This is a genomic window from Novosphingobium pokkalii (genome assembly GCF_014652855.1).
Lineage (GTDB): Bacteria > Pseudomonadota > Alphaproteobacteria > Sphingomonadales > Sphingomonadaceae > Novosphingobium > Novosphingobium pokkalii.
In genome coordinates, this window is sequence record NZ_BMZP01000009.1 from 42,821 (window position 1) to 64,621 (window position 21,801).

Sequence of the window (21,801 nt, forward strand, 5' to 3'; positions counted from 1 at the left end):
GGGCTCCATCTGTTGCCGCTCCAGCGCATCGGCCCTTGCCAAACACAACGGGGCGGAAAGCGTGTGCTTCCCGCCCCGTCGGTTTGACCCTGGAAAAAGATCAGAATGTATAGCGTGCGCGCACACCGATGGTGCGGGGGCGCGCCCAGGCGATGCGGTCGCCGGGTTGATAGACCTTGTAATAGGTCGCCCGCGCCACATCGACGTATTTCACGCCGTTGACCAGGTTGTTGCCGAACAGGCCGATTTCGATGCGGCCAATGTCATAGCTGATCGAGGCGCTGACATTGTTCTGTTCGGGAATGCGCGCATAGGTCGCGCTGAGGCCATCGGTCACCAACTGGCCGTTGGTGATCTTGGTCTTGTAGGGGTTGAAGGTGGTGAACTGATCCCCCTGGTACTGATAGCTGGCGCGGATGTGGATCGCCTGGTCGGTGCCGATCATGCGATCGTAGAACAGCGAGGCCGACGCGGTCCATTGCGGGAAGTAGGGCGTGCGGTTGCCGTCAAAGGCGCCGACGGTCGGGATGTTCCCGTTCGCGCGAGAGTCGGTGTAGGAGGCAAAGCCCGAGAAGGTGAGTTCGGGGCTGAGCTTGACCGTGGTTTCCAGCTCCAGGCCCTTGGAGCGGATCTTGCCCTTGTTGTCGGTGAAGAAATACGAGCAGTCGAGCAGCAGGCGCGTCTGCACGTCGCTCCAGTCGATCCAGAACGCACTGGCGTTGAACGTCACCTTGCCATCGGCCAGGCGCGCCTTTTCGCCGATGGTGTAGTTCCACAGCTTGTCCGGCCCGAACGTGTTGGGCGCCGAGCTGTAGCCGTAGGACGCGAGGTTGTTCTTGCAGGTCTGCGAAATGCCGCTGTCACCGATCGGCACCGGCTGGTTGGCACCGCCATAGCGGAAGCCCTTGGCCACTTCGGCATAGACCATGAAGTCCTGGCTGGCCTTGTACGACAGGTTTGCGCGCGGGTTCACGCCGTTGGACTTGAGCGTGGCGTTCTGTTCCAGCGGCACGTGGTTGATCACGCCATAGACGCCGCTTTCAAACAGGTAGTACTTTTCCTTGAAGTTGAAGTAGCGCAGGCCCCCCGACAGGTCGAGCTTGTCGGTGATGTGCCAGGTGGCATCGGCATAGGCGGCGAACTGATGCTCGTTCGTGTCCTGAAGGCCGGAGAAGATGTCGTTGGAATTGAAGGCCTTGTCCACCGCCTTGGAATCGTAGAGGCCATTGGCCGTCTGCGGGAACGGGCCGTAGAAATAGTTCATGTACGACAGCGTATCGAACCCGGCGACGGGAATGTCCTGCACCAGGTGGCGGATCTGCTTTTCATAGAACACGCCGGCGGTCCACTTGAGCGGGCCGGTGCTGTCGGACGCCAGGCGCGCTTCCAGCATGGTGTCCTTGATCTTTTGGTTGATCATGTACTGTTCGTAGGGGATCAGCTTGCTGACCGCCGGATCGAAGCTGGTGGGCGCCTTGTAGAGCGGATAGGTCGTGCTGCTGACCGGCAGGGTGCCGCCGCTGTAGTCCTGGAAGAAATAGCCGATCGTCGGCTCGGTGCTGGCCAGATAGCCCACGTCGCGATCGGTGTGCGCGCCGCTGACGATCAGGTGCACGCCGCCCAGGTCATAGTCAGCCGAGGCTTGGTAGAGGCGGAACTTGTCGCTGGTGCCTTCCGGGCCATTGGTGAACGTGGTGTAGTCCGCCAGGCCGCTCATGCCGGTGTTGAGGCCGTTGGCCTTGCTGTGTTCATACGTGAACGCGGCGTCGAACGTGAAGGCCGTGCTGGGCGTCCAGCGCAGGGCGACGCGGGCCTGCTCGGTGGTGTTGCTGTTGCGGTTCTGCCCGGCATAGGCGCCGACATTGTCGATGAACCCGCCGTCGCGGCCGATGTAGACATTGGCGCGCACGGCCAACTGGTCTTTCACCAAGGGCAGGTTGACCATGCCGCGCACGCTGCCGCTGGCCGCGCCATGTTCGGTGGTGGCAGCCGTGCCTTCGATCGAGCCGGAGACTTCGTCGGCGCGGGGCTTGGCCGTGACGAAACGGACCGTGCCGGCCATCGAACCGGCGCCATAGAGCGTGCCCTGCGGCCCGCGCAGCACTTCCACGCGCTCCAGGTCATAGACCTTGAGATCGGGGGTCTGGCCCTGCACCGAAATCGGCGTGTCATCGAGATAGACCGCCACCAGCGGGCGGTCCGAGGTGTCGGACGTGCGATAGCCGCCGGTGGACAGGCCGCGCATGTTGAACTTGTTGAAGCCCGGCGCACTTTCGGTGATCGACAGCGACGGCACGAAGCGTTGCAGGTCAGACAGGTTGCCCTGGCCCGACTTGGTGATCGTGTCGACATTCACCACCGAAATGGCGATCGGCACTTTCTGGACGGATTCCGCGCCGGAACGGCTGGCGGTGACGACGATATCCTCGATCTTGCCGCTTGGCTGCGATGCCTGGTCCTCGGCCAGGGCGGGTGCCGCGGCCAGCGCGGCGGACGACAGGATGGCCGTTGTTGCCAGAAGCCGGGCGGCCAGGCGCGCACGGTGCATGGCGGTCAGGAGTTCACGATTGTTCATTATACCCCTCGCACTATTTGATTTGACTCCCCGTGCGGGCGCTCGCCACCCGCTCGGCCGCGTGGGCCGGTACTCGTCTGTGAGCCATGCCAGCTTCGCACCAAGCTGGCCGGCAACAACTGTGTTAATCGCATGCGCTCATCGGATTTTGTCATCCCCCGTTAACAATGCCTCGGCCAGCGGGCCAAGCCACGGCGCGCAGGCCTGCCAGCGCGCCAGGCCCTGGCGGTGCAGCGGCTGGCGCACCTGCTGCGCGCTGATCGTGCGGACGGCGCGCGGGTTTTCATGGAAGCGCAGCGTTTCGGGCGCGAAGGGCAGGTTGCAGTGCGCCAGCAGGCGCCGCACCTGGCCTTCCAGATCGTCCACCACATCTTCATAGGCAACCGACATCATCGCTTGGGGCATGGCCTCATGCAGGTGCGCGGCCAGCTCCGCCGCGCGGCGACAATAGCGGCCCAGCGTGACAAGATCATAGCTGTAGCCCTGCCCGGCGGCGAAATCCTGGGTATAAAGCGAAAAAGCGCAAGCCATCGGATCGCGCCGTACGTGGATGATGCGCGCGCCCGGCAGAGCCAGGCGGATCAGCGGCAGGTTCAGCAGGTTGCCCGGCGCCTTGTCCACGAACAGCGGCCGGTCGGTCTGCCGCAGCCGCGCCACCCGCGCCAGATAGGCCTCGCCCAGGGCCCGCGCCTCGTCGGCGCGCATGGCGGCCAGCGCCGAGACCCGATCATGGGCGCGGCCCTCGCGGATCAGGCGGCCGGTCCATTGCCGCGCCAGCAGAGTGAAATCAGCCAGTTCGGAAAGCCCCTCCACCGCCGGGTGGCTGGCCAGGATCTGCTCGACCAGCGTGGAGCCGCTGCGCGGCAGGCCGACGAGGAACACCGGCCCTTCGCGTGGATCACCCCAGTCCGCCCGCGCAGCTAGGAACGCGGGCGTGCAGGTGGCGATGGTGCCGGCCACGAACGCCTCGTGCGCGGCAATGTCGAATGGCACTTGCGCGCGGCGCAGCGCATTGGCGCGGTGGAAATGGGCCATCGCGGGCTCCGCTTCGGCGGCATCGAGCCGTGCCCGGCCGAGCGCGAAATGCAGGTGCGCGGCCTGCCCCGGCAGGAGGCCGGGATCGGCCAGCGCCGCTTCCATCGCAACGCGGTCTTCCGGCGAAAAGCGGAAGGTCTTGAGATTGGCCAGGCTCCACCAGGGCTCGGCCTGATCGGGTCGCAGGGCCAGCGCCTGGCGATAGGCACGGATCGCACCGTCCGCGTCTCCCGCAGCGGCAAGCGCATGGCCGCGCGCATGCCACAGCCCGGCGTCCTGCGGGGCGAGTGCCAGCGCGGCGTCGAACGCGGCCAGTGCCGCCTCCACCTTACCAGCGTGAAGCAGTGTTGCCGCGTGCAGGCCATGCAGCGCGGCGTTGCCGGGATGGCGCGCCACCAGCGGCGCGACCAAGCCTTGCGCTTCCGGCCCACGCTGCTGCCGTTCGTACAGCATGGCAAGGTCGAGCGCGGCAGCGTCGAAGGCCGGTGCACGATTCAGTGCGGCTTGCCACAGCGCTTCGGCGGCGTCGAGGTTGCCCTCGGCAAGGTTGGCCTGGCCCAACAGGTGCAGCCAGCACGGATCGGTACGGTCGATGCCGGTCAGCGTAGATGCCTGCGCCAGAACCTGCGCACGGGCCTGGGCCAGGGCGGTAGGCAATGGCTCTCCCAGCAGCGTCGTCTGCGCGGCGAGGGCGTGGGCCGCCACGGCCGACTGCGGGTTGAGGCGGTGGGCCAGGTCCAGCGCCGCCAGCGCCGCGCTCGCCTCTCCCAGCATGGCGTGGGCGGCGCCGCGTTCATAGGCGATACCCCAGGCGCGCGACGCAGGCAGGCGTGCCAGCAGGCGCAGCGCCCCGGCCGCATCGCCGCAGCGACGCGTGGCCGCCGCCGCCACGAAGCATGCCTCTGCCCCCGGACCCGCAGCCAGCGCCAGGTCGCGCGCGGTCGCCGGGTCTTGGCTCAGCAGCGCCTTGGCCCGGTCTATGCTCATGGCATGGGCGCGAGATGGCGCAGGATCAGGCCGTTCTGATGGTTGCGGACAAAGCCCTTCCACGTCGGGTTGTCGCCCCCCTGGCTGACGGCGGCATAGGGCGTTTCGGCGCCTTTCCACGCGGCGCCGTCGGAGCGCTCCTGCGGCACCGACAGATAGGCCTGCATCGCCGCATCGTGGCGCAAGTGCAGGCCCAGGAACGCGGTGATGAAATGCAGGCTGATGCCGTTGAGGCGCGCCTTGCGCCAGACCGGATCCTCGAACCAGTCCATGTCCCACAGCGCCTGGCGCATCTGCGGCGGGGCAGGATCGGTGCCCAGCGCGTGTCCGGCACCCTCGAACGTGAGCAATGTGCGATCGCTGCTGGTGGCGGCGGCAAACAGGCTGGCCGGGCCAGGGTCATAGCCGACCGTGCGATCGGCGGTGCCGGCCAGCACCAGCAGCGGGGCGTGAAGCTGGCCCAGCCCCGCACCCCAGGCCGTGGCCGCGCCGCCGCCCGCCGGGGAAATCGCCACGACCGCCGCCACGCCGGGCACGCGCAGGTCGGCAGCCGCCGGTCCATCGCCGGCATAGGCCGTGCGCAAGGCAGCCGGCAGGCGGGCCAGCCATGGCCCGGTGGCATCGAGCCGCGCGCCCGCCGCCGTCAGCACGCCATAACCGCCGAACGAATAGCCGACCAGCGCCACCGCGCGGGTATCCGCCAGCGGGCCGAGCAGGCCGGCGCGCAGGCGTTGCAGCGTCAGGGCAATGTCCAGCGGGCGGCGCAGCATCATCGGCAGGGCCTGGCGCGGATCGGTGATCGGGCCATCATGATGCGCCATTGCCACCACGACATAGCCCTTGCTCGCCAGGTTCTCGCCCAGCCAGCGCAGCATCGCCGGATCGTTGTCGAACCCATGCGAGAGGACCACCAGCGGGAAGCCCTGCCCGGCCGGCGGCGCATCGGCCACGGCGCTGCCGGCAATGGTGAAGTGCACCGGCGGGTGCGGCGGCTCGGCGGTGAGACTGGCGGCATAAGTCACGCGCGAGGCCGCGGCAGCGGCGCGCGCCGGATACCAGATGCGCAGCGGCAGCGTGCGAGTGCCGCGCACCACCTGCCCCGCCGCAACCGAGGCGGCGGCATCGAGCTGGTCTGCCGCCACGATCGTGCGCGTCATCGTGCCCGGCGTGAACGCACCCGGCGCGGCGAGTTCGGGCAGGCCCGGCTCGGCGGGAAGCAGCGCGGGCGCGGGCACAGCAGGGGCAACCGGCGCGGAGAGCGCCAGGGCGAGCCCGATCAGCGCCCGTTTCACGCCGCCGGCCGCGACAAGGTGCGCGCCACGGCATCACGCCAGCCGGCCACCAGCGTGTCGCGCCGCGCCGCCGCCATGGCCGGCACGAACCGGCGGCTGCATGCCCAGGTGGCCGCCAGTTCCGCCTGGCCCGACCAGAACCCGGTGGCCAGCCCGGCAAAGAATGCCGCCCCCAGCGCGGTGGTTTCGAGATGCGCGGGCCGCTCCACCGGAGTTTCCAGCAGGTCTGCCAGAAACTGGCACAGCCAGTCGTTGGCCGCCATGCCGCCATCCACGCGCAGCGCAGCGGGATAACGCGCGCCATCGGCCTCCATCGTGCGGGCGAGGTCCAGCGTCTGGTAGCCCACCGCCTCCAGCGCGGCGCGGGCGAGGTGCGCCTGGGTGCTGCCGAGCGTCAGGCCAAAGATCGCCCCGCGCGCATCCGGGTCCCAATAGGGCGCGCCCAGCCCGGCAAAGGCGGGAACCATGTAGACGCCGTGGCTGTCGGGCACTTGGGTCGCCATGTCGTTGGTATCGCGGGCATGGGTGATCACGCCGATGCCGTCGCGCAGCCATTTGACCGCCGCGCCAGCCACGAAGATCGAGCCTTCCAGCGCATAGGTCATCCGCCCGTCGATCCGGCAGGCCGGCGTAGTCAGCAGGCCGCTGCGCGAGGTGAACGCGGTTTCCCCGGTGTTGAGCAGCATGAAGCAGCCCGTGCCATACGTCGACTTGGCCTGCCCCGCCGCGAAGCAGGCCTGGCCGAACAGCGCGGCCTGCTGGTCTCCGGCCATGCCGGCGATGGGAATGGCCGCCTCGAACAGCCCCGGCGCGGTCGTGCCGAAGACATGGGCATTGTCGTGCACTTGCGGCAGGATCGCCATCGGCACACGCAGCAGGCGGCACAGGTCTTCGTCCCAGGCCTGGCGGTGGATGTCATAGAGCATGGTGCGCGCGGCGTTGGTCACGTCGGTGGCGTGCACCTGCCCGCCGGTCAGGCGCCACAGCAGGAAGCAGTCGATCGTGCCGAAGGCCAGCTCGCCCCGCTCCGCCCGCGCGCGGGCGCCGGGCACATGGTCGAGAATCCAGGCCAGCTTGGTGCCCGAGAAATAGGGATCGAGGACCAGGCCGGTGCGCGCGGAAACCAGCTCGCCCATGCCATCCTGGCGAAGCGCCAGGCACGTTTCGGCGGTGCGGCGATCCTGCCAGACGATGGCGCGATGGATCGGGGCGCCCGTGGCGCGGTCCCACACCACCACGGTCTCGCGCTGGTTGGTCACGCCGATCGCGGCGATCTGCGCTGCGCCCACGCCGGCTTTCGCCAGCGCCCCGCGCGCCGTCGCCAGGCAATCGCGCCAGATGTCTTCGGGATCGTGCTCCACCCAGCCCGGCTCAGGATAGTGCTGGGCAAATTCGGCCTGCGCCGTGGCCACGGCACGGGCGGCCCGATCGAACACGATGGCCCGGGTCGATGTCGTGCCCTGGTCGATGGCCAGGACGTGGGTTGCCTGCGTCATGATCCTCCTTGCTCTTGCCTGTTCTTTCCCCAAGGGGATGCTATGCGCCATCCGGCTCATTGCCCTATCTCGTATAGGCATTTGCCTTTGCTTTCATGTCATCCTTCTTGGCTGGCAAGAGCAACTGCGGCAGGAAAGACGCATGACGACCTCGCAGGCAACCGGCGCTTATGACCTTCTCGTGGTGGGCGGCGGCATCAATGGCGCCGGAATCGCCCGCGACGCGGCCGGACGTGGCCTGTCCGTGCTGCTGGTGGAGCAGGAAGACCTGGCCAGCCATACCTCGGCCGCGAGCACCAAGCTGATCCACGGCGGGCTGCGCTATCTGGAATATGGCGAATTCCGCCTGGTGCGCGAGGCGCTGATCGAGCGCGAGCGGCTGCTCGGCATGGCGCCGCACATCATCTGGCCGCTGCGCTTCGTGCTGCCGCAACTGCATTCGCCGCGCCCGGCGTGGATGGTGCGCCTGGGCCTGTTCCTTTACGATCACATCGGCGGGCGCAAGGCCCTGCCCGCCACGCAGACCGTCGATCTCGCCCGCTCGCCGCTGGGCGAGGGAGTCAAGCCCGCCGCACGCAAGGCATTCGTCTATTCCGACTGCTGGGTGGAAGACAGCCGCCTGGTCGTGCTCAACGCGATGGACGCGGCCGCGCGCGGGGCACGGATCGAAACCCGCACCCGCCTGGTCTCCGCCCGGCGCTCCGGCCCACTGTGGCAGGCCACCATCGCGCACCAGGGGGAAGAGCGCGTGGTGGAAGCCCGTGCCCTGGTCAACGCCGCTGGTCCCTGGGTGGAGGACGTGCTTCAGCGCAGCGCCGGGGCGCGGCAGGATCGCGGGGTGCGGCTGATCAAGGGCAGCCACATCGTGGTGCCGCGCCTCTATCCCGGCGACCATGCCTTCCTGTTGCAGAACCCCGACCGCCGCGTGGTTTTCGCCATCCCCTACGAGGGTGTCTATACGCTGGTCGGCACGACCGACGAGGCCTGGACCGGCCCACCGGCCCACGCCAGCATTGCCGAACACGAAACCGCCTATCTGTGCGAAACCGTCTCGGCCTATTTCGACCGCGCGGTCACGCCCGCCGACGTGGTGTGGAGCTATGCCGGCATCCGCCCGCTTTATGACGATCACGCTGCCAATGCCTCGGCCGTGACGCGCGACTATGTGCTCGATCTCGATGCGGCCGAGGGGCAGGCGCCGATGCTCAGCGTGTTCGGCGGCAAGATCACCACGTTCCGCAAGCTGGCCGAGCATGCCATGGGCCGCCTCGCGCCGTTCTTCCCTCAGGCCGGGCCGGCCTGGACTGGCGGCGCTGCCCTGCCCGGCGGCGACATTCCGGCTGCCGATTTCGAGGCTTTCCTCGACCGGCTGACACAGGACTATCCGGGCCTGCCGCTGCCGCTGCTGCGCCGCCTGGCCCGCGCCTATGGCACGCGAGCGCGGCTTGTCCTGGGTGAGGCGCGGTCCAGCCAGGATCTTGGCCCCGATCTGGGCGGCGGTCTGCACGCTGCCGAACTCGCCTATCTGGTCGAGCACGAATGGGCGCGCAGCGCGCAGGACGTGCTGTGGCGGCGCAGCAAGCTGGGCCTGCATGCGCCAGCCGAGGCCGCCCCGGCCATCGAGGCGTGGATCGCCGCATACACAAGGGTGCCAGCCTGATCGCGGAACAGCATCCGCTTCGCTTCGTTGGGGGCCTGAACGCGCGATAACCATCGGCGCGAACAGGGAAACTTCGGGCATGTGGAAAACCGCGCCGGCACTGGCGATCATGAGCATCATTCTGGCCTTGTGCGGCGTGGTGCTGGTTCTGGGCGGTGCCTGGCTCGCCATCGAGGGCGGCACCTGGTTCCATGGCCTGGCCGGGCTGGCTATGCTGGCCTGCGCCGTGCTGCTATGGCGGCGCCAGGTGGCTGCGCTCCACCTCTTTGCCCTGCTGGTACTGGCGACACTCGGCTGGGCCTTGGCCGAAACCGGGCTTGACTGGTGGGCACTGGTCCCGCGCGGCGACGTGATCTTCGTTCTCGGCGTGCTGCTGCTGATGCCGTGGATCACCCGCGCACTGCCGGCAGGACAGCCGGGCTGGTGGCGCAAGGCCGGGCCGCTGGCGCTGGCGCTGCTGCTCGCGGGCGCCGTCGGCGTGGCCGCGATGACGCGCAGCCCGCATGAATGGGACGGCAGCCTGCCCGGCGCGCGCGGCCCTGCCCCGGCGCTCGCGGCAGGCACCGACGCGGGGGACTGGCTCGCCTATGGCCACACCTGGGCCGGCACCAAGTGGTCGCCCCTGGCGCAGTTGACCCCGGCCAATGTCACCGGCCTCAAGCAAGCCTGGCGCGTGGACACCGGCGACACCCGCCGGGCCGGTGACCCCGAAGAAATCACCTATGAGCTGACTCCGATCAAGGTGGGCGACACGCTTTATGCCTGCACGCCGCACAACATGGTGCTGGCGCTCGACGCCGAAACCGGCGCGGTACGCTGGCGGTTCGATCCGCACCTGAAGGTTCCGGCCCATGTCCAGCACCTGACCTGCCGGGGCGTTTCCTATCACGATGCCACTTGGCCGGGCGCCACGCGCAGCGCCGATGGCTCGTGCCCGCAGCGCATCATCATGGCCACGGCCGACGCCCGCCTGATCGCGCTCGACGCGCACACCGGGCGGCTGTGCACAGGCTTTGGCCAGGGCGGCGCGGTCAACCTTGCCGTCACCGGCCCGGGGCTCCAGCCCGGCTGGTTCCAGTTCACCTCGGCCCCGCTGGTCACCCGCGGTCTCGTCGTGGTGGGTGGCGCGATCTATGACAACGCTTCGGTCCACATGCCCTCGGGCGCGATCCAGGCGTTCGACGTGGCCAGCGGCAAGCCGGTCTGGGCTTTCGATCCCGGCCGCCCGGAAGACACCGCGCCGCTCGGGCCTGACCATCCGCCCGTGCCTTCCACCCCCAACAGTTGGAGCACGGCTGCGGCCGACGAAGACCTCGGCCTGCTCTACCTGCCGATGGGCATGGGCGCGATCGACCAGTGGGGAGGGCGCCGCACGCCCGAAACCGAACGCTTCGCCACCTCGATCCTGGCGCTCGACATCAAGACCGGCCACCCACGCTGGGTGTTCCAGACCGTGCACCACGATCTGTGGGACATGGACGTACCCGCCCAGCCCGCGCTGGTGGACCTGACCATTCCCGGAAAAGGTCGTGTGCCCGCGCTGGTGCAATCGACCAAGACCGGCAACATCTTCGTGCTCGACCGCCGCACCGGCCAGCCGATCCAGCCGGTGCGCGAAGTGCCCGTGCCCGGTGGCGCGGCGCCGGGCGATTTCACCTCGCCCACGCAGCCGGTCTCGGCCATTTCGCTGATGCCGCCGCGCATCCGCGAGGCAGACATGTGGGGCGCCACGCTGTTTGACCAGATGGCCTGCCGCATCGCCTTTCGCCGCTATCGCCACGAAGGGCCGTTCACCCCGCCTTCCACGCGCGGCACGCTGGTCTTTCCCGGCAATTTCGGGGTGATGGACTGGGGCGGGCTGGCGATCGACCCGGTGCGCCAGGTGGCCTTTGCCCACCCCAACTACATGGCCTTCGTCGATCGCCTGATCCCGCAAGGCCCCGGCACCAAGGGCGGCAAGGGTGGCCCGTCTGGCGCTTCGGATCGCGGTGGCTCGGCCGAACATGGCAACAGCCCCAATGCCGGGGCGCCCTATGCGGTGTCGATGGGGCCGTTCCTGTCGCGGCTCGGGCTTCCCTGCCAGTCGCCGCCCTGGGGCTATGTCGCCGGGATCGACCTGGTGACGGGCAAGGTCGCCTGGCGCCACGCCAATGGCACGATCCGCGATGAAACGCCGCTGCCGATCCCGCTCAAGCTGGGCGTGCCCTCGCTCGGCGGGCCGATGATGACCGGCGGTGGCCTGTCGTTCATGGCCGCCTCGCTCGACTATTACTTGCGCGCCTATGACACCACCACCGGCCGCGTGCTGTGGCGCGCGCGCCTGCCCGCCGGGGCGCAGGCCACGCCGATGACCTATCGGTCGCCGGCCAGCGGGCGGCAGTTCGTGGTGGTCGTGGCTGGCGGCCACGGATCTCTCGGCACGAAGCTGGGCGATTCGATCATCGCCTATGCCCTGCCCAGAACGTGACGCGCATGTCGAAAGGTCAGCTTGCCGGGGTTGGCTCCGATAGTGCTTTGCTCAGGACCATGTCCATCGCATCCCTGCCCCGCCCGCTTGTTGTCCTTGGCCTTGCCGGCATCCTGCCCCAGGCGTTCTGCCTGTTCATGGCGCTGTCTGGCGGCGAAGCCCGCTGGACGGCGCTGGCCGCCGCCTGCTGCTATGCCGCGCTGATCCTCTCGTTCCTGGGCGGGCTGTGGTGGATGGCCGGCCTGCTCGGCGGGGTGAAGGCACCCTGGTTTCACCTGCTGGCCGTGCTGCCCAGCCTGGTCGGCTGGGCCATGCTGCTGCCCTGGTGCGTCGGCGCGCCCTGGCCGGGGCCGGAACTGGTGACGCTGGGCCTGCTGATCCTGGCCAGCCCGCTGGCCGACAAGGCGCTTGCGCGGGTCATGGCGCTGCCCCCCGGCTGGCTGGCACTGCGGGCGATGATGGCCACGGGCCTGGGCACCCTGACCGTCGTGATCGGCGTATTGGCCGGCTATTGATGATTCAGAGCCATAAGATTATGCCGATTTAACCGGCTAATGCATCAAAGCACCTTGCGATAGAAGCGCCTTCGACACCGCAATCGCAAGGAGAACAGCCATGAACACACGCAACCTGGGCCAGCGTGGCCCGGTGGTTTCCGCCCTCGGCTTTGGCTGCATGGGGCTGGATTTCGGCTATGGCAAAACCGTGCCCCGCGCCGATGGCATCGCGCTGATCCGCGCCGCCGTAGAACGGGGCGTGACCTTCTTCGACACGGCCGAAGTCTATGGCGCCTGGACCAACGAGGAAACCGTGGGCGAAGCCCTGGAGCCCTTCAAGGGCGAGGTGGTGATCGCCACCAAGTTCGGGTTCGACATCGACCCTGACACCGGCACCATGCGCGGCGTCGACAGCCGCCCCGAACGCATCCGCGCCGTGGCCGAAGCCTCGCTCAAGCGGCTGCGCGTGGAAACGCTCGATCTGTTCTACCAGCACCGCGTCGATCCCAAGGTGCCGATCGAGGACGTGGCCGGCACCGTGCGTGATCTGATCGCCGAAGGCAAAGTCCGCCATTTCGGCATGAGCGAGCCGAGCGCCGCCACCCTGCGCCGGGCCCATGCAGTGCAGCCGGTGGCCGTGCTGCAAAACGAATATTCGCTGTGGACGCGACAGGTGGAAGACAACGGCATCCTTGCGGCCTGCGACGAGCTGGGCATCGGCCTGGTGCCCTATTCGCCGCTGGGCAAGGGATTCCTGACCGGCGCGATCACGTCGACGGCAGACATGGCCAGCGGCGATTTCCGCGCCGGCCTGCCCCGTTTCCAGCAAGAGGCCCTGCAAGCCAATCTCGCGCTGGTCGAGCGGCTCAAGACGATTGCCGCCGAGCGCGGCGCCACCCCGGCGCAGATCGCCCTGGCCTGGCTGCTGGCGCAGCGGCCGTTCATCGTGCCCATTCCCGGCACGACCAAGCTGCACCGGCTGGAGGAAAACCTGGGCGCGGCCGACATCGTCTTGTCCGCCGAGGAACTCTCTCGCATCGCGCAAAGCCTGGCGGCCATTCCCGTCCGGGGCGCGCGCTATACCCCGGCGGCCGAAGCCATGACCGGCCTGTAACCACACCGCCTTTGCGGCCAGGGCCAGGGTGGGGCATGGTGCAAGCCTGCCCCACTCGCCGGCATGGCCGTGCGCCTGTGAAAGACCTGTTCCACCCATGTCCATCGGTCGCAACGACCTCGCCGATCTGGCCGCCTTTGCCACGCTGGCCGAAGAGCGCAGCTTCACCCGCGCCGCCGCGCGTCTGGGGGTGTCGCAATCGGCTCTTAGTCACGCGATGCGCAAGCTGGAAGAGAAGCTGGGGGTCCGCCTGCTCACCCGCACGACGCGCTCCGTGGCGACAACGCAGGCCGGAGAGCGCCTGCTCGCCACGCTGGCGCCGGCGCTCGACCAGATCCACTATGGCATCGAGGATATCACCCGGCTGCGCGACAAGCCCGCCGGCACGATCCGCATCACCACGTCGGAGCATGCCGCACGCACCGTGCTGTGGCCGGCGCTGGAGCGGATCCTGCCCGATTATCCCGACATCCATGTCGAAATCAGCCTCAACAACGGCTTCGTCGATATCGTGGAGGAACGCTTCGACGCCGGCATTCGCCTGGGCGAGGCAATCGCCCGCGACATGATCGCCGTGCGTGTCGGCCCGCCGATGCGCATGGCCTGCGTGGGCGCGCCGTCCTATTTCGCGCGGCATCCGGTGCCGCAGACGCCGCACGACCTGGCCCGGCACACCTGCATCAACTTGCGCATGCCCAGCACCGGCGGGCTCTATGCCTGGGAATTCGAGCGCGACGGCCGGGTGATGAACGTGCGCGTGGAAGGACAGGTGACGTTTGCCGGATCGGGCATGCTGGTGCGCGCCGCGCAATCGGGCCTGGGCCTGGCCATGACCCTCGATGGCCTGGTCGCCGATGCCCTGGCCGACGGCAGCCTGGTGCGCGTGCTGGAAGACTGGTGCCCGCCGTTTGCCGGCTATCACCTCTATTATCCCAGCCGGCGCCAGGCTTCGCCGGCCTTTGCCCTGCTGGTCGACGCCCTGCGCCATCGCGGCGATTGACCGCGCGCGGCGCTTGCCTGCAAGGGGCTTCGACAAGCTCAGCCCGAACGGAAATCCCAGTTCAAGAGCCGTTCGCCCTGAGCTTGTCGAAGGGCCTGTCCTGAGCCTGTCGAAGGGCGGCCAGCACCGCCCTCGAACCCTTACTCCGCCACCACCGGCAGCACCACGGCGCTCGCCTTGTCGCCGCCAAACCACACGCTTTGCGTGGCCTTGCGATAATCGGCCGGCTTGGCAAACATGATGTTGGGCACGAAAGTCTGCGGGTTGCGATCATAGAGCGGGAACAGCGTGGACTGCACCTGCACCTTGAGCTTGTGACCGGGCAGGAACACGTGGTTCACGTTGGGCAGGGCCCAGTGATAATGCACCACCTGCCCCGGCTTGAGCGCGGCGGGCTGGGCAAAGCTTTTCGCATAGCGGCCCCGGAATATCTCGATGCCAATGGGCAGTTCATAGCCGGCCATCGACGGGCGCCCGCCCTGGTCGGCGGATTCGGGCACGTCGTTGGGATAGACATCGATCAGCTTGACCACCCAGTCGCTGTCGGTGCCGGTGGTCGCGGCATAGAGGTCCACCTCCGGCGCGCCCATGATGTGCACCGGCTTGTCGAGCGCGGCGGTCTGCCATTCGGCCACGTCGGGCCGGCCCGACACGAAGCGCTGGTCATGCACCAGCCACGGCTTCCACTGCGCGCCATCGTCCATGTCGATCGGGCGCGGGATGAACGGCACCGGGTGCGCCGGGTCGCTGACATAATCGTCGTGCCCGGCCGCGGCAGGCCTGGCGAAGCCGGCCGAGCCATCGGCGCCGAGATAGAGCGGCGTGTTCGTGCCCATCGGCCAGCGCGGGCTTTCCTGCCACTGGTTGATTCCGGTGGCATAGGTCAGCACCGGCGGGGTGTGCGGATCGGGCGCATCCTTGAGCCAGTGGTCGAAGAACGGCTTCAAATACTTCACGCGCCATTCGCGCGCGGTATCGCCGGTGAAGTCCAGCGCGCCCAGGCTCGATCCGCCATGGTTGGCACCCGAATGGCGCCACGGTCCGATCACCAGGCTGACCATGTCGTTGGCCTTATCCTTGGGCTCCAGCGCGCGATAGACCGCCGGGGCGCCATAGCTGTCTTCCTGGTCCCACTGCCCCACTTCGAGCATGGTGGGCACGGTGAGCGGGCGGGCGGCCAGCCACTTGTCCACCGCCTGTTCCGACCAGAACCGGGTATAGGCCGGATTTTCCAGCCACTTGCGCACGCCCGGCACTTGCGCAATGCCCAGCTTGGCGGCGAAATCGCCCACCGAGCCGGCTTCCAGCCAGCGGGTGTAATCGTCCCCCTTGCCCAGCGCGAATTCACCGCCGCCGTCGCCCTTGTTGACCACTTGCGTGGTGGCATAGCTCAAGGACGTGACGCGGAACGCGCCGTTGTGGAACCAGTCGTCGCCCATCCAGCCATCGACCATCGGGCTTTCCGGCACGGCGGCTTTCAGCGCCGGATGCGGGTTGATCTCGGCCATCAGCGTGGTGAAGCCCAGGTAGGATGAACCGATCACGCCGACCTTGCCGTTGCTTTCCGGCACGTTCTTCACCAGCCAGTCGATCGTGTCATAGGCATCGGTCGATTCATCGATGCCGGTGTCATTCAGCGGCCCGGCAATCGGCCGGTTCATGATGTAGGTGCCTTCGGACCGGTGCATGCCGCGAATGTCCTGATAGACGCGGATATAGCCATCCTCGGCAAATTCGGCGTCCATCGCCTCCAGAATATCGACAATGCGCTGGCTGGCCACGCGGTGCGTCGAGCCATAGGCGTCATAGGGTGTGCGCGAGAGCAGGATCGGCCCGCCCTTGGTGCCCTTCTTCATCACGATCACGGTGTAGAGCTTGGTGCCGTCGCGCATCGGCACCATCACCTCGCGCCGGATGAAATCGGCCGAGGGCAGCACCTGGTCAAAATGGGCGATCACGTCGGGCGTCATAGGCGTGACGGGCGCGGACGCGGCGCCTTGCGCCAGGGCCGGGGCGGCCAGCGCCAGCGTGAGAAACGAAGCCGTTACCAGGGACAGGATGGAGCGCATGGGGGGCACTTTCAGCAGGAAACGCGCGCAAGGCAGTTGCGCGCGAAACCTTCTAACGCCCGATCCCGCAAAGAAAAGCGCTGATTAGGCGGCCTCTGCCAGCGGATCCCAGCCGCGCTGGCTGCGCCAATCGGCGGGCAGGCTGGCAAAGCGCGACAGCGCCAGCTTGTCGATCTCGGCAAAGCTGACCTGCCCATCGATCACCAGATCGCGGATGGCGTGGCCCGAGGCCGGCGACAGGCCGAAGCCCACGCCCGACATCGTCGCGATCGTCACGTTTTCGGGTTGCGTCAGCCGGTCGATGATCGGGCGGCCATCGGGGGTATTCTCGATGATGCCCGACCACGAGCGGATCACGTTGAGGTGCGCCGCGCCGGGCAGCAGTTCGGCCACGCGCCGCGCCAGGTTGCGCGCCAGCGGCGTGGACGGACGCGCCGCCGGCCCGGCCGGATCGGTGTCGATCCATTCGTGCGGGCCGCCACCATAGGCGAGGTTGCCGCGCAGCGTCTGGCGGCCATAGAGGCCATTGCCGTCCACTCCGCCCCAACGCATCAGCGGCGCCGGTTCGGTCACGATCATTTCCGCGCGCGCGGCAGCGAGTGGCACGTCAACGCCCAGCGGCGCCATCAGCCCGGCAATCTGCGGCCCGGCCGCCACCACCAGCGCATCGCAGGAAAAGGTGCCCTGCGGCGTGACCACGCCCGTCGCGCGCCCGCCGCTGGTCTCGATCCGCAAGGCCGGGCAATGCTGGAGAATGCGCCCGCCCAGGTCCTGCGTGGCCCAGGCATAGGCCTGCACCGTGCGCTGCGGATTGGCATGACCGCCAAAGCGCAGGTGGATGCCGCCCAGGCAATTGTCCCCGGCCAGCGGCACCATCTCGCGCGCCTGCTGCGCGTCGATCTTGTCCACCTGGTAGCCCATGTCGCCGCACATGCCGGCGATGTAGTGATAGTGGTGAAGCTGCCGCTCGCTGACCGCGATGATTACGCGCTCGCGCTGGTATTCGGTGGGATAGCCCAGCAGCTCGTCCATCAGCGGCCACATCCGCTGTTCCTCGTCGAACAGCGGGCTTTGATAGTGCGAGGCGCCACCGCCGTTGCGGCTCGACGCTTCCCAGCCGACCACGCCCTTGTCGAGCACGAGCACGTCCACGCCCGAGCGCGCCAGCCACCATGCGGCCGAAAGGCCCGTAACCCCTGCCCCGATCACGATGACCGAAGCGCCATTTGCCGATTTCGTCATGCCGCTTCCCGTCTTCACAGATGCATGTTGCCGCCAAGCGCCTCGCGATGCATCGCTTCGCGCTCGGTGCCGATATCGCGGTAGGGTGTCCATTGCGTGGGAATGCCGAACCACACGTCCCAGCCTTCCCGCATGGCCTCGGCCTCGCCCCAGTCGGCCAGCACCTTGAGCGCCAGTGGCCGCACCGGGGCGCGCCAGCCCGCGCGCGGGGCCTGCTCCACCGGCAGGTTCGATCCCATCGCCAGCAGCATGCCCACCTGTTCGCGGCAGCGCCGCGCCTGGCAGGCCCCCATGCAGGCGCGCGTCAGGCGCTTGATCTGTTCCTGGTCGGCCGGGCCATCGGCCAGCAGCGTTTCCAGGCTGCGGCAACCCAGCTTTTCCGGGCGGGGCAGGTATTGCGGGGGCTGCACACCCAGCAGGTCGGCCCGGCTTACTTCCTCGCACTGGCAGACATGCACCGTATCCGGCGTGACCGAAACAAGCGCACGGAGCCAGGCCTCGCGATAGGCCAGCCGATCGAGCGCATCGGGCGCATTGTCGGCCGCCGCCTGCTCCAGCCCCAGCGCCTGGCGGGCCACCGCCCTGCCTTGCGCGGCGGCCTGCTCGCGGCTCTGGCCCAGCCCGGCGCAATCCCCGGCGATGAACACGCCCGGCAGCGCCGCCCCGGCCAAAGCCTGGGGCACATGGCCACCGCGCGCGCTTTCGGTCACGATGCGGCCACCGGCCACGTCGAGCAGTTCGATGGCCGGCACCACGTCCACCGCCATGCAGATCGTGTCGCAGTCCAGCGTCACCAGCGGGCCATCGCCGGCCACCGGCCCGATCACGGCGGCGCGCACCCCGTCGATGCCGCTGGGCGCCCCCCGGATCACCGTGCTGCAATGGATCACGACGCCGGCCGCCTGCACGGCCGCGACCTTGGCCGGATCGCCCTGCGGCGCGGGCAGCACTTCGATCAGCGCAGCCACCTCCAGCCCCTTGTCCAGCGCCAGGCGGGCGGTGTCGAGCGCCAGATCGCCCGAACCGAGGATCACCACGCGGCGCCCGGCAAAGGCATCATAGCGGGTGAGCAGGGCATGCAGCCCCTGCGCGCCCATCACGCCGGGCTGCGCCCAGCCGTCAAAGGCCAGCGCCAGGTCGCGCGCGCCGGTGGCCAGCACGATGGCCTTGAAGCCCACCGTCCACGAACGCTCCTCGTCCGCCAGGCCCAGCATCGGTTCGGGCAGCGCACCCAGGTTGGCGCGGTTGCGCCACAGGCCCCAGGCATAGACGCCCAGTTGCACGTCGATCCCAGCCTCGAACGCCTGCTCGAACAGCGGCTCGGCCATGAACACCTGCTCGATCATGCGCGCCTTGGCCTGGACCGCGCCGGTCATCCGCCCGCCAAACCAATAGGGGACGTCGTTGCCCATCTGCGCGGCCGAAACCGGATGCTCGTCCACCAGCAGCACGCTGGCCCCGGTGGCGGCCGCTTCCAGCGCCGCCGCCAGCCCGGCCGGCCCGGCGCCGACCACCACCAGATCGTAATGCGCATCGGCTCCCGGCAGCTTGCCGTTGACGGCGTGGGCATCGGTGCCGGTGAATTCCTTGTTGTTGCTGTCCGCCACGCTCACACCACCTCCAGCGCCTGCGCCAGATCGGCGATCAGGTCATCCTCGTGCTCGATCCCCACCGACATGCGGATGGTGCCATCGGTAATCCCGCCGGCCAGGCGCTTTTCGGGCGACACCGCATAGTGCGTGGTGCTGGCCGAATGGCACACCAGCGTTTCCGACCCGCCCAGGCTGACCGCCACCTTCATCAGGCGCAGCGCATCGAGCATGCGGAAGGCCTCGGCCTCCCCACCCTTGAGGTGGAACGAAAAGGTCGATCCTGCGCCGCTGCACTGGCGATCGAACACCGCGCGCTGCGGGCTGCCTTCGGGCAGGAAACCGAGGTAGGTGATGCCGGCCACCTTGGGATGATCGCGCAGGAATTCGGCAATCTTGCGCGCGTTGCGCATCGCCCTTTCCGACCGCACATGCACGCTTTCCATCGAGCGCAGCACCAGCCAGCTCGTGAACGGATCGAGGTGGCTGCCCAGCGTGGTGCGCAGCAGGCGCAAGGGCGCGATCAGCTCCAGCTTGCCCGAAACCCCGCCGGCCAGCAGGTCGCTGTGCCCGCCGCAATACTTGGTGAGCGACGTCATGCACAAGTCCACCCCCAGCGCGATCGGGCGCTGGGCAAAGGGACCGAGCAGGGTGTTGTCGCAGACCACCAGCGGGCGGCGCCCGGTGCGCGCGCCGATATCGTCGGCCAGCGCCACGATCATGGGCAGGTCGGTGATCGCCGCCGTCGGGTTGGCCGGGGTTTCGATCACGATCATCGCCAGCGGCCCGGCGGCTAGCGCCTTGTCCGCCTGGGCGCGCACGTGATCGGCGTCGCAGCCGTCGGTAATGTCGAACGGGGTCACGCCGAACTGCGGCATGAACATGTTGAGCAGGCCATCGGTGCCGCCATAGATCGGGCGGGAATGCAGCACGCTGTCGCCGGGCCGCAGATGGGCCAGCGCGATCGCGCTGTGCGTCGCCATGCCGGAGGCAAACACGGCGGCCGCTTCGGCGCCGTCCACGGCCGCCAGGCGGCTTTCCAGCATATCGAGGTTGGGATGGCCGAGCCGGGCATAGATGTGGTGGGTCTTGCCCACTTCCGGCCCGGTGCCGTCGAAATAGGCCTCGTGAATGGCCTTGGCCTGGGCGGCCGATTCATAGACGAACGTGCTGGTCAGGTAGACCGGCGGCTTGGCCGCGCCACCGGCCTGCGCCGGATCATACCCGGCGGCGACGGCCAGCGTCTCTGGCCGCACGCCCGGCCGCACATGGGGCGCGTCAGGCTGCATGGCTCAGGCTCTTGGCCGGAACGGTGCCGCCAGCAAGCTGCTCGTCGAGATAGTCCCGTGCCTTGGCGCAATACCAGTCGACGAACCGCACCACCAAGACTTCGGCCTCGGGCGAATAGGGGCCGGGGGTGTAGCCGGGGCTGTCCACGCCCTGCTGGTTGTTTTCGGCCAGTTCCTTGTCCTGCATATTGGTGGTGTTCCACAGTTCCACCAGCCGCGCGCGATCATAGTCCACGCCTTCGACCGCATCCTTGTGCACCAGCCACTTGGCGGTCACCAGGGTTTCGCGCGGGCCAACCGGCATGGCGCTGAAGAAGAACAGGTGATCGCCCACCGCATGGGCAAAGCTGTGCGGCTCCAGCGCCCAGCGCAGCGAGCCGACGTCGCCATCGCCCACGGCCACCATCGACCGCGCCACCAGCGGCTGCCCATCCATCGACATCGACTGCATGCCGGGGTTGAGCGGGAAGCGGATCGCCTGCCACCAGTCTTCGCCAACCGGGCCGGTGGCCAGGCCCAGATCCTTCATCCGCGCCTCGAACTGCGCGGCGTGATCGGCCTCGCCAAATTCGAAATACGACGACGCGCTGACCGGGAACGTGCGCGAAAGCTCGGGGTGCGAGGCCTGGCAGTGATAGCACTCGCGCCCGTTTTCCAGCACCAGCTTCCAGTTGGCGTATTCGGTCAGCGTTTCGGTGTGCGCCACTTTGGCATTGGCCAGATCATGTGGCGCCAGCAGGGCTTCCATGCCCTGGCGAAACGCCTCGAACGGCAGCGGCGTGTCGGCCAGGCAGATATAGATCACGCCTGCCACGATCTCGCAGTGCACTTCGCGCAGGCCATGCTCGGCATTGTCGAAATCGGCCGGCATGCGCGCCGCGCTCAGCAGCGAGCCATCGAGGTTGTAGGTCCAGCGGTGATAGGGGCAGACCAGGCGCGGCGAGCGGCCGGTGCCTTCCTTGCACAGCATCGCGCCGCGATGGCGGCAGGAATTGTGGAACGCACGGATCGTGCCGGTCTTGTCGCGCACCAGCAGGATCGGCCAGCGCCCGACCTTGATGGCCGAATAGGCGCCCGTCTCGGGCAGTTCGCAGGTAAAGCCGGCCATCAGCCACGAACGACCATAGATCGCGGTCATGTCGAAATCGAACATGGCCGGATCGTTGTAGAGCGCCTGCGGCAGGCTATGGCCGGGGCGGCGTTCGTCAAGCTTGGCCTTGATGTCGACCAGGTTCACCCTTGTGCGTCCTTTTATCATGGGGCTGCGGCACCGGCCCGCTCCCCCACCCGGCCTCCCACAGGATACTGGCGTCGGGAGGCCGGGTGGGGGAACGGGCCGGTGCCGGGCCATTGCTTGCACGAGGCGCCCGGCACCCGCGAATCCGATTAAGTCATGCCCGCATGCGATTTTCGCCGTGGCGCGCGTGCGGCAAAAATTCGATGGAATTGACGCAGATCAAGGAAGCGCGCATTTTCCCGCCTTGCCGGG

Annotated in this window: 14 protein-coding genes; 5 read left to right on the top strand and 9 right to left on the bottom strand. The window is 68.3% G+C overall.

The features are described from left to right. Positions 1–100: 100 nt before the first annotated feature. The 4 genes from IE191_RS11260 to glpK all read right to left on the bottom strand — a co-directional run bounded on the left by IE191_RS11260 (position 101) and on the right by glpK (position 7,385). Complete coding sequence (locus tag IE191_RS11260) at positions 101–2,575, bottom strand: TonB-dependent receptor (RefSeq protein WP_229815265.1); 2,475 nt, start codon at positions 2,573–2,575, stop codon at positions 101–103. A 138-nt stretch (positions 2,576–2,713) separates the two neighbouring features. Continuing rightward, positions 2,714–4,597, bottom strand: a complete 1,884-nt coding sequence (locus IE191_RS11265) for a tetratricopeptide repeat-containing sulfotransferase family protein (RefSeq protein ID WP_191324458.1) — start codon at positions 4,595–4,597, stop codon at positions 2,714–2,716. Continuing rightward, positions 4,594–5,889, bottom strand: a complete 1,296-nt coding sequence (locus tag IE191_RS11270) for an alpha/beta hydrolase family protein (RefSeq protein WP_191324459.1) — start codon at positions 5,887–5,889, stop codon at positions 4,594–4,596. Before IE191_RS11270 ends, IE191_RS11265 begins: the two co-directional genes overlap by 4 nt. Further along, a complete protein-coding gene (gene glpK / locus IE191_RS11275) occupies positions 5,886–7,385 on the bottom strand; it encodes a glycerol kinase GlpK (RefSeq protein WP_191324460.1) in 1,500 nt (499 codons plus the stop codon). The genes IE191_RS11270 and glpK overlap by 4 nt, the downstream gene beginning before the upstream one ends. A 142-nt stretch (positions 7,386–7,527) precedes the next feature. On the opposite strand from glpK, the gene IE191_RS11280 reads away from it, so the two are divergent. From IE191_RS11280 to IE191_RS11300, 5 genes are all read left to right on the top strand, one after another. Next, positions 7,528–9,045, top strand: coding sequence for a glycerol-3-phosphate dehydrogenase (locus IE191_RS11280; protein ID WP_191324461.1), 1,518 nt, complete (start codon positions 7,528–7,530; stop codon positions 9,043–9,045). A gap of 79 nt (positions 9,046–9,124) precedes the next feature. Beyond that, positions 9,125–11,512, top strand: coding sequence for a membrane-bound PQQ-dependent dehydrogenase, glucose/quinate/shikimate family (locus IE191_RS11285; protein WP_191324462.1), 2,388 nt, complete (start codon positions 9,125–9,127; stop codon positions 11,510–11,512). Positions 11,513–11,571: 59 nt separating this feature from the next. Then, positions 11,572–12,027: a DUF3429 family protein gene (locus IE191_RS11290; RefSeq protein ID WP_191324463.1), complete on the top strand. Its 456-nt coding sequence runs from the start codon at positions 11,572–11,574 to the stop codon at positions 12,025–12,027. A 100-nt stretch (positions 12,028–12,127) separates the two neighbouring features. After that, a complete protein-coding gene (locus IE191_RS11295) occupies positions 12,128–13,123 on the top strand; it encodes an aldo/keto reductase (RefSeq protein WP_191324464.1) in 996 nt (331 codons plus the stop codon). Positions 13,124–13,226: 103 nt separating this feature from the next. After that, positions 13,227–14,123 (top strand): LysR family transcriptional regulator, encoded by an 897-nt coding sequence (locus IE191_RS11300; protein ID WP_191324573.1) that lies wholly within the window; start codon positions 13,227–13,229, stop codon positions 14,121–14,123. Positions 14,124–14,263: 140 nt separating this feature from the next. Here the strand turns inward: IE191_RS11300 and IE191_RS11305 are convergent, their stop codons facing one another. The 5 genes from IE191_RS11305 to IE191_RS11325 form a co-directional block, all read right to left on the bottom strand. Next, positions 14,264–16,192 (bottom strand): CocE/NonD family hydrolase, encoded by a 1,929-nt coding sequence (locus IE191_RS11305; RefSeq protein ID WP_191324465.1) that lies wholly within the window; start codon positions 16,190–16,192, stop codon positions 14,264–14,266. Positions 16,193–16,276: 84 nt separating this feature from the next. Then, the gene (locus IE191_RS11310; RefSeq protein ID WP_191324466.1) at positions 16,277–17,434 is read right to left on the bottom strand and encodes an NAD(P)/FAD-dependent oxidoreductase; all 1,158 of its coding nucleotides are present in this window, start codon (positions 17,432–17,434) and stop codon (positions 16,277–16,279) included. Positions 17,435–17,448: 14 nt separating this feature from the next. Further along, positions 17,449–19,047 (bottom strand): FAD-dependent oxidoreductase, encoded by a 1,599-nt coding sequence (locus IE191_RS11315; protein WP_229815266.1) that lies wholly within the window; start codon positions 19,045–19,047, stop codon positions 17,449–17,451. Next, a complete protein-coding gene (locus IE191_RS11320; protein WP_191324467.1) occupies positions 19,044–20,312 on the bottom strand; it encodes a cystathionine gamma-synthase family protein in 1,269 nt (422 codons plus the stop codon). Before IE191_RS11320 ends, IE191_RS11315 begins: the two co-directional genes overlap by 4 nt. Further along, positions 20,302–21,549: an aromatic ring-hydroxylating oxygenase subunit alpha gene (locus IE191_RS11325; protein ID WP_229815268.1), complete on the bottom strand. Its 1,248-nt coding sequence runs from the start codon at positions 21,547–21,549 to the stop codon at positions 20,302–20,304. The genes IE191_RS11320 and IE191_RS11325 overlap by 11 nt, the downstream gene beginning before the upstream one ends. Positions 21,550–21,801: the final 252 nt, after the last annotated feature.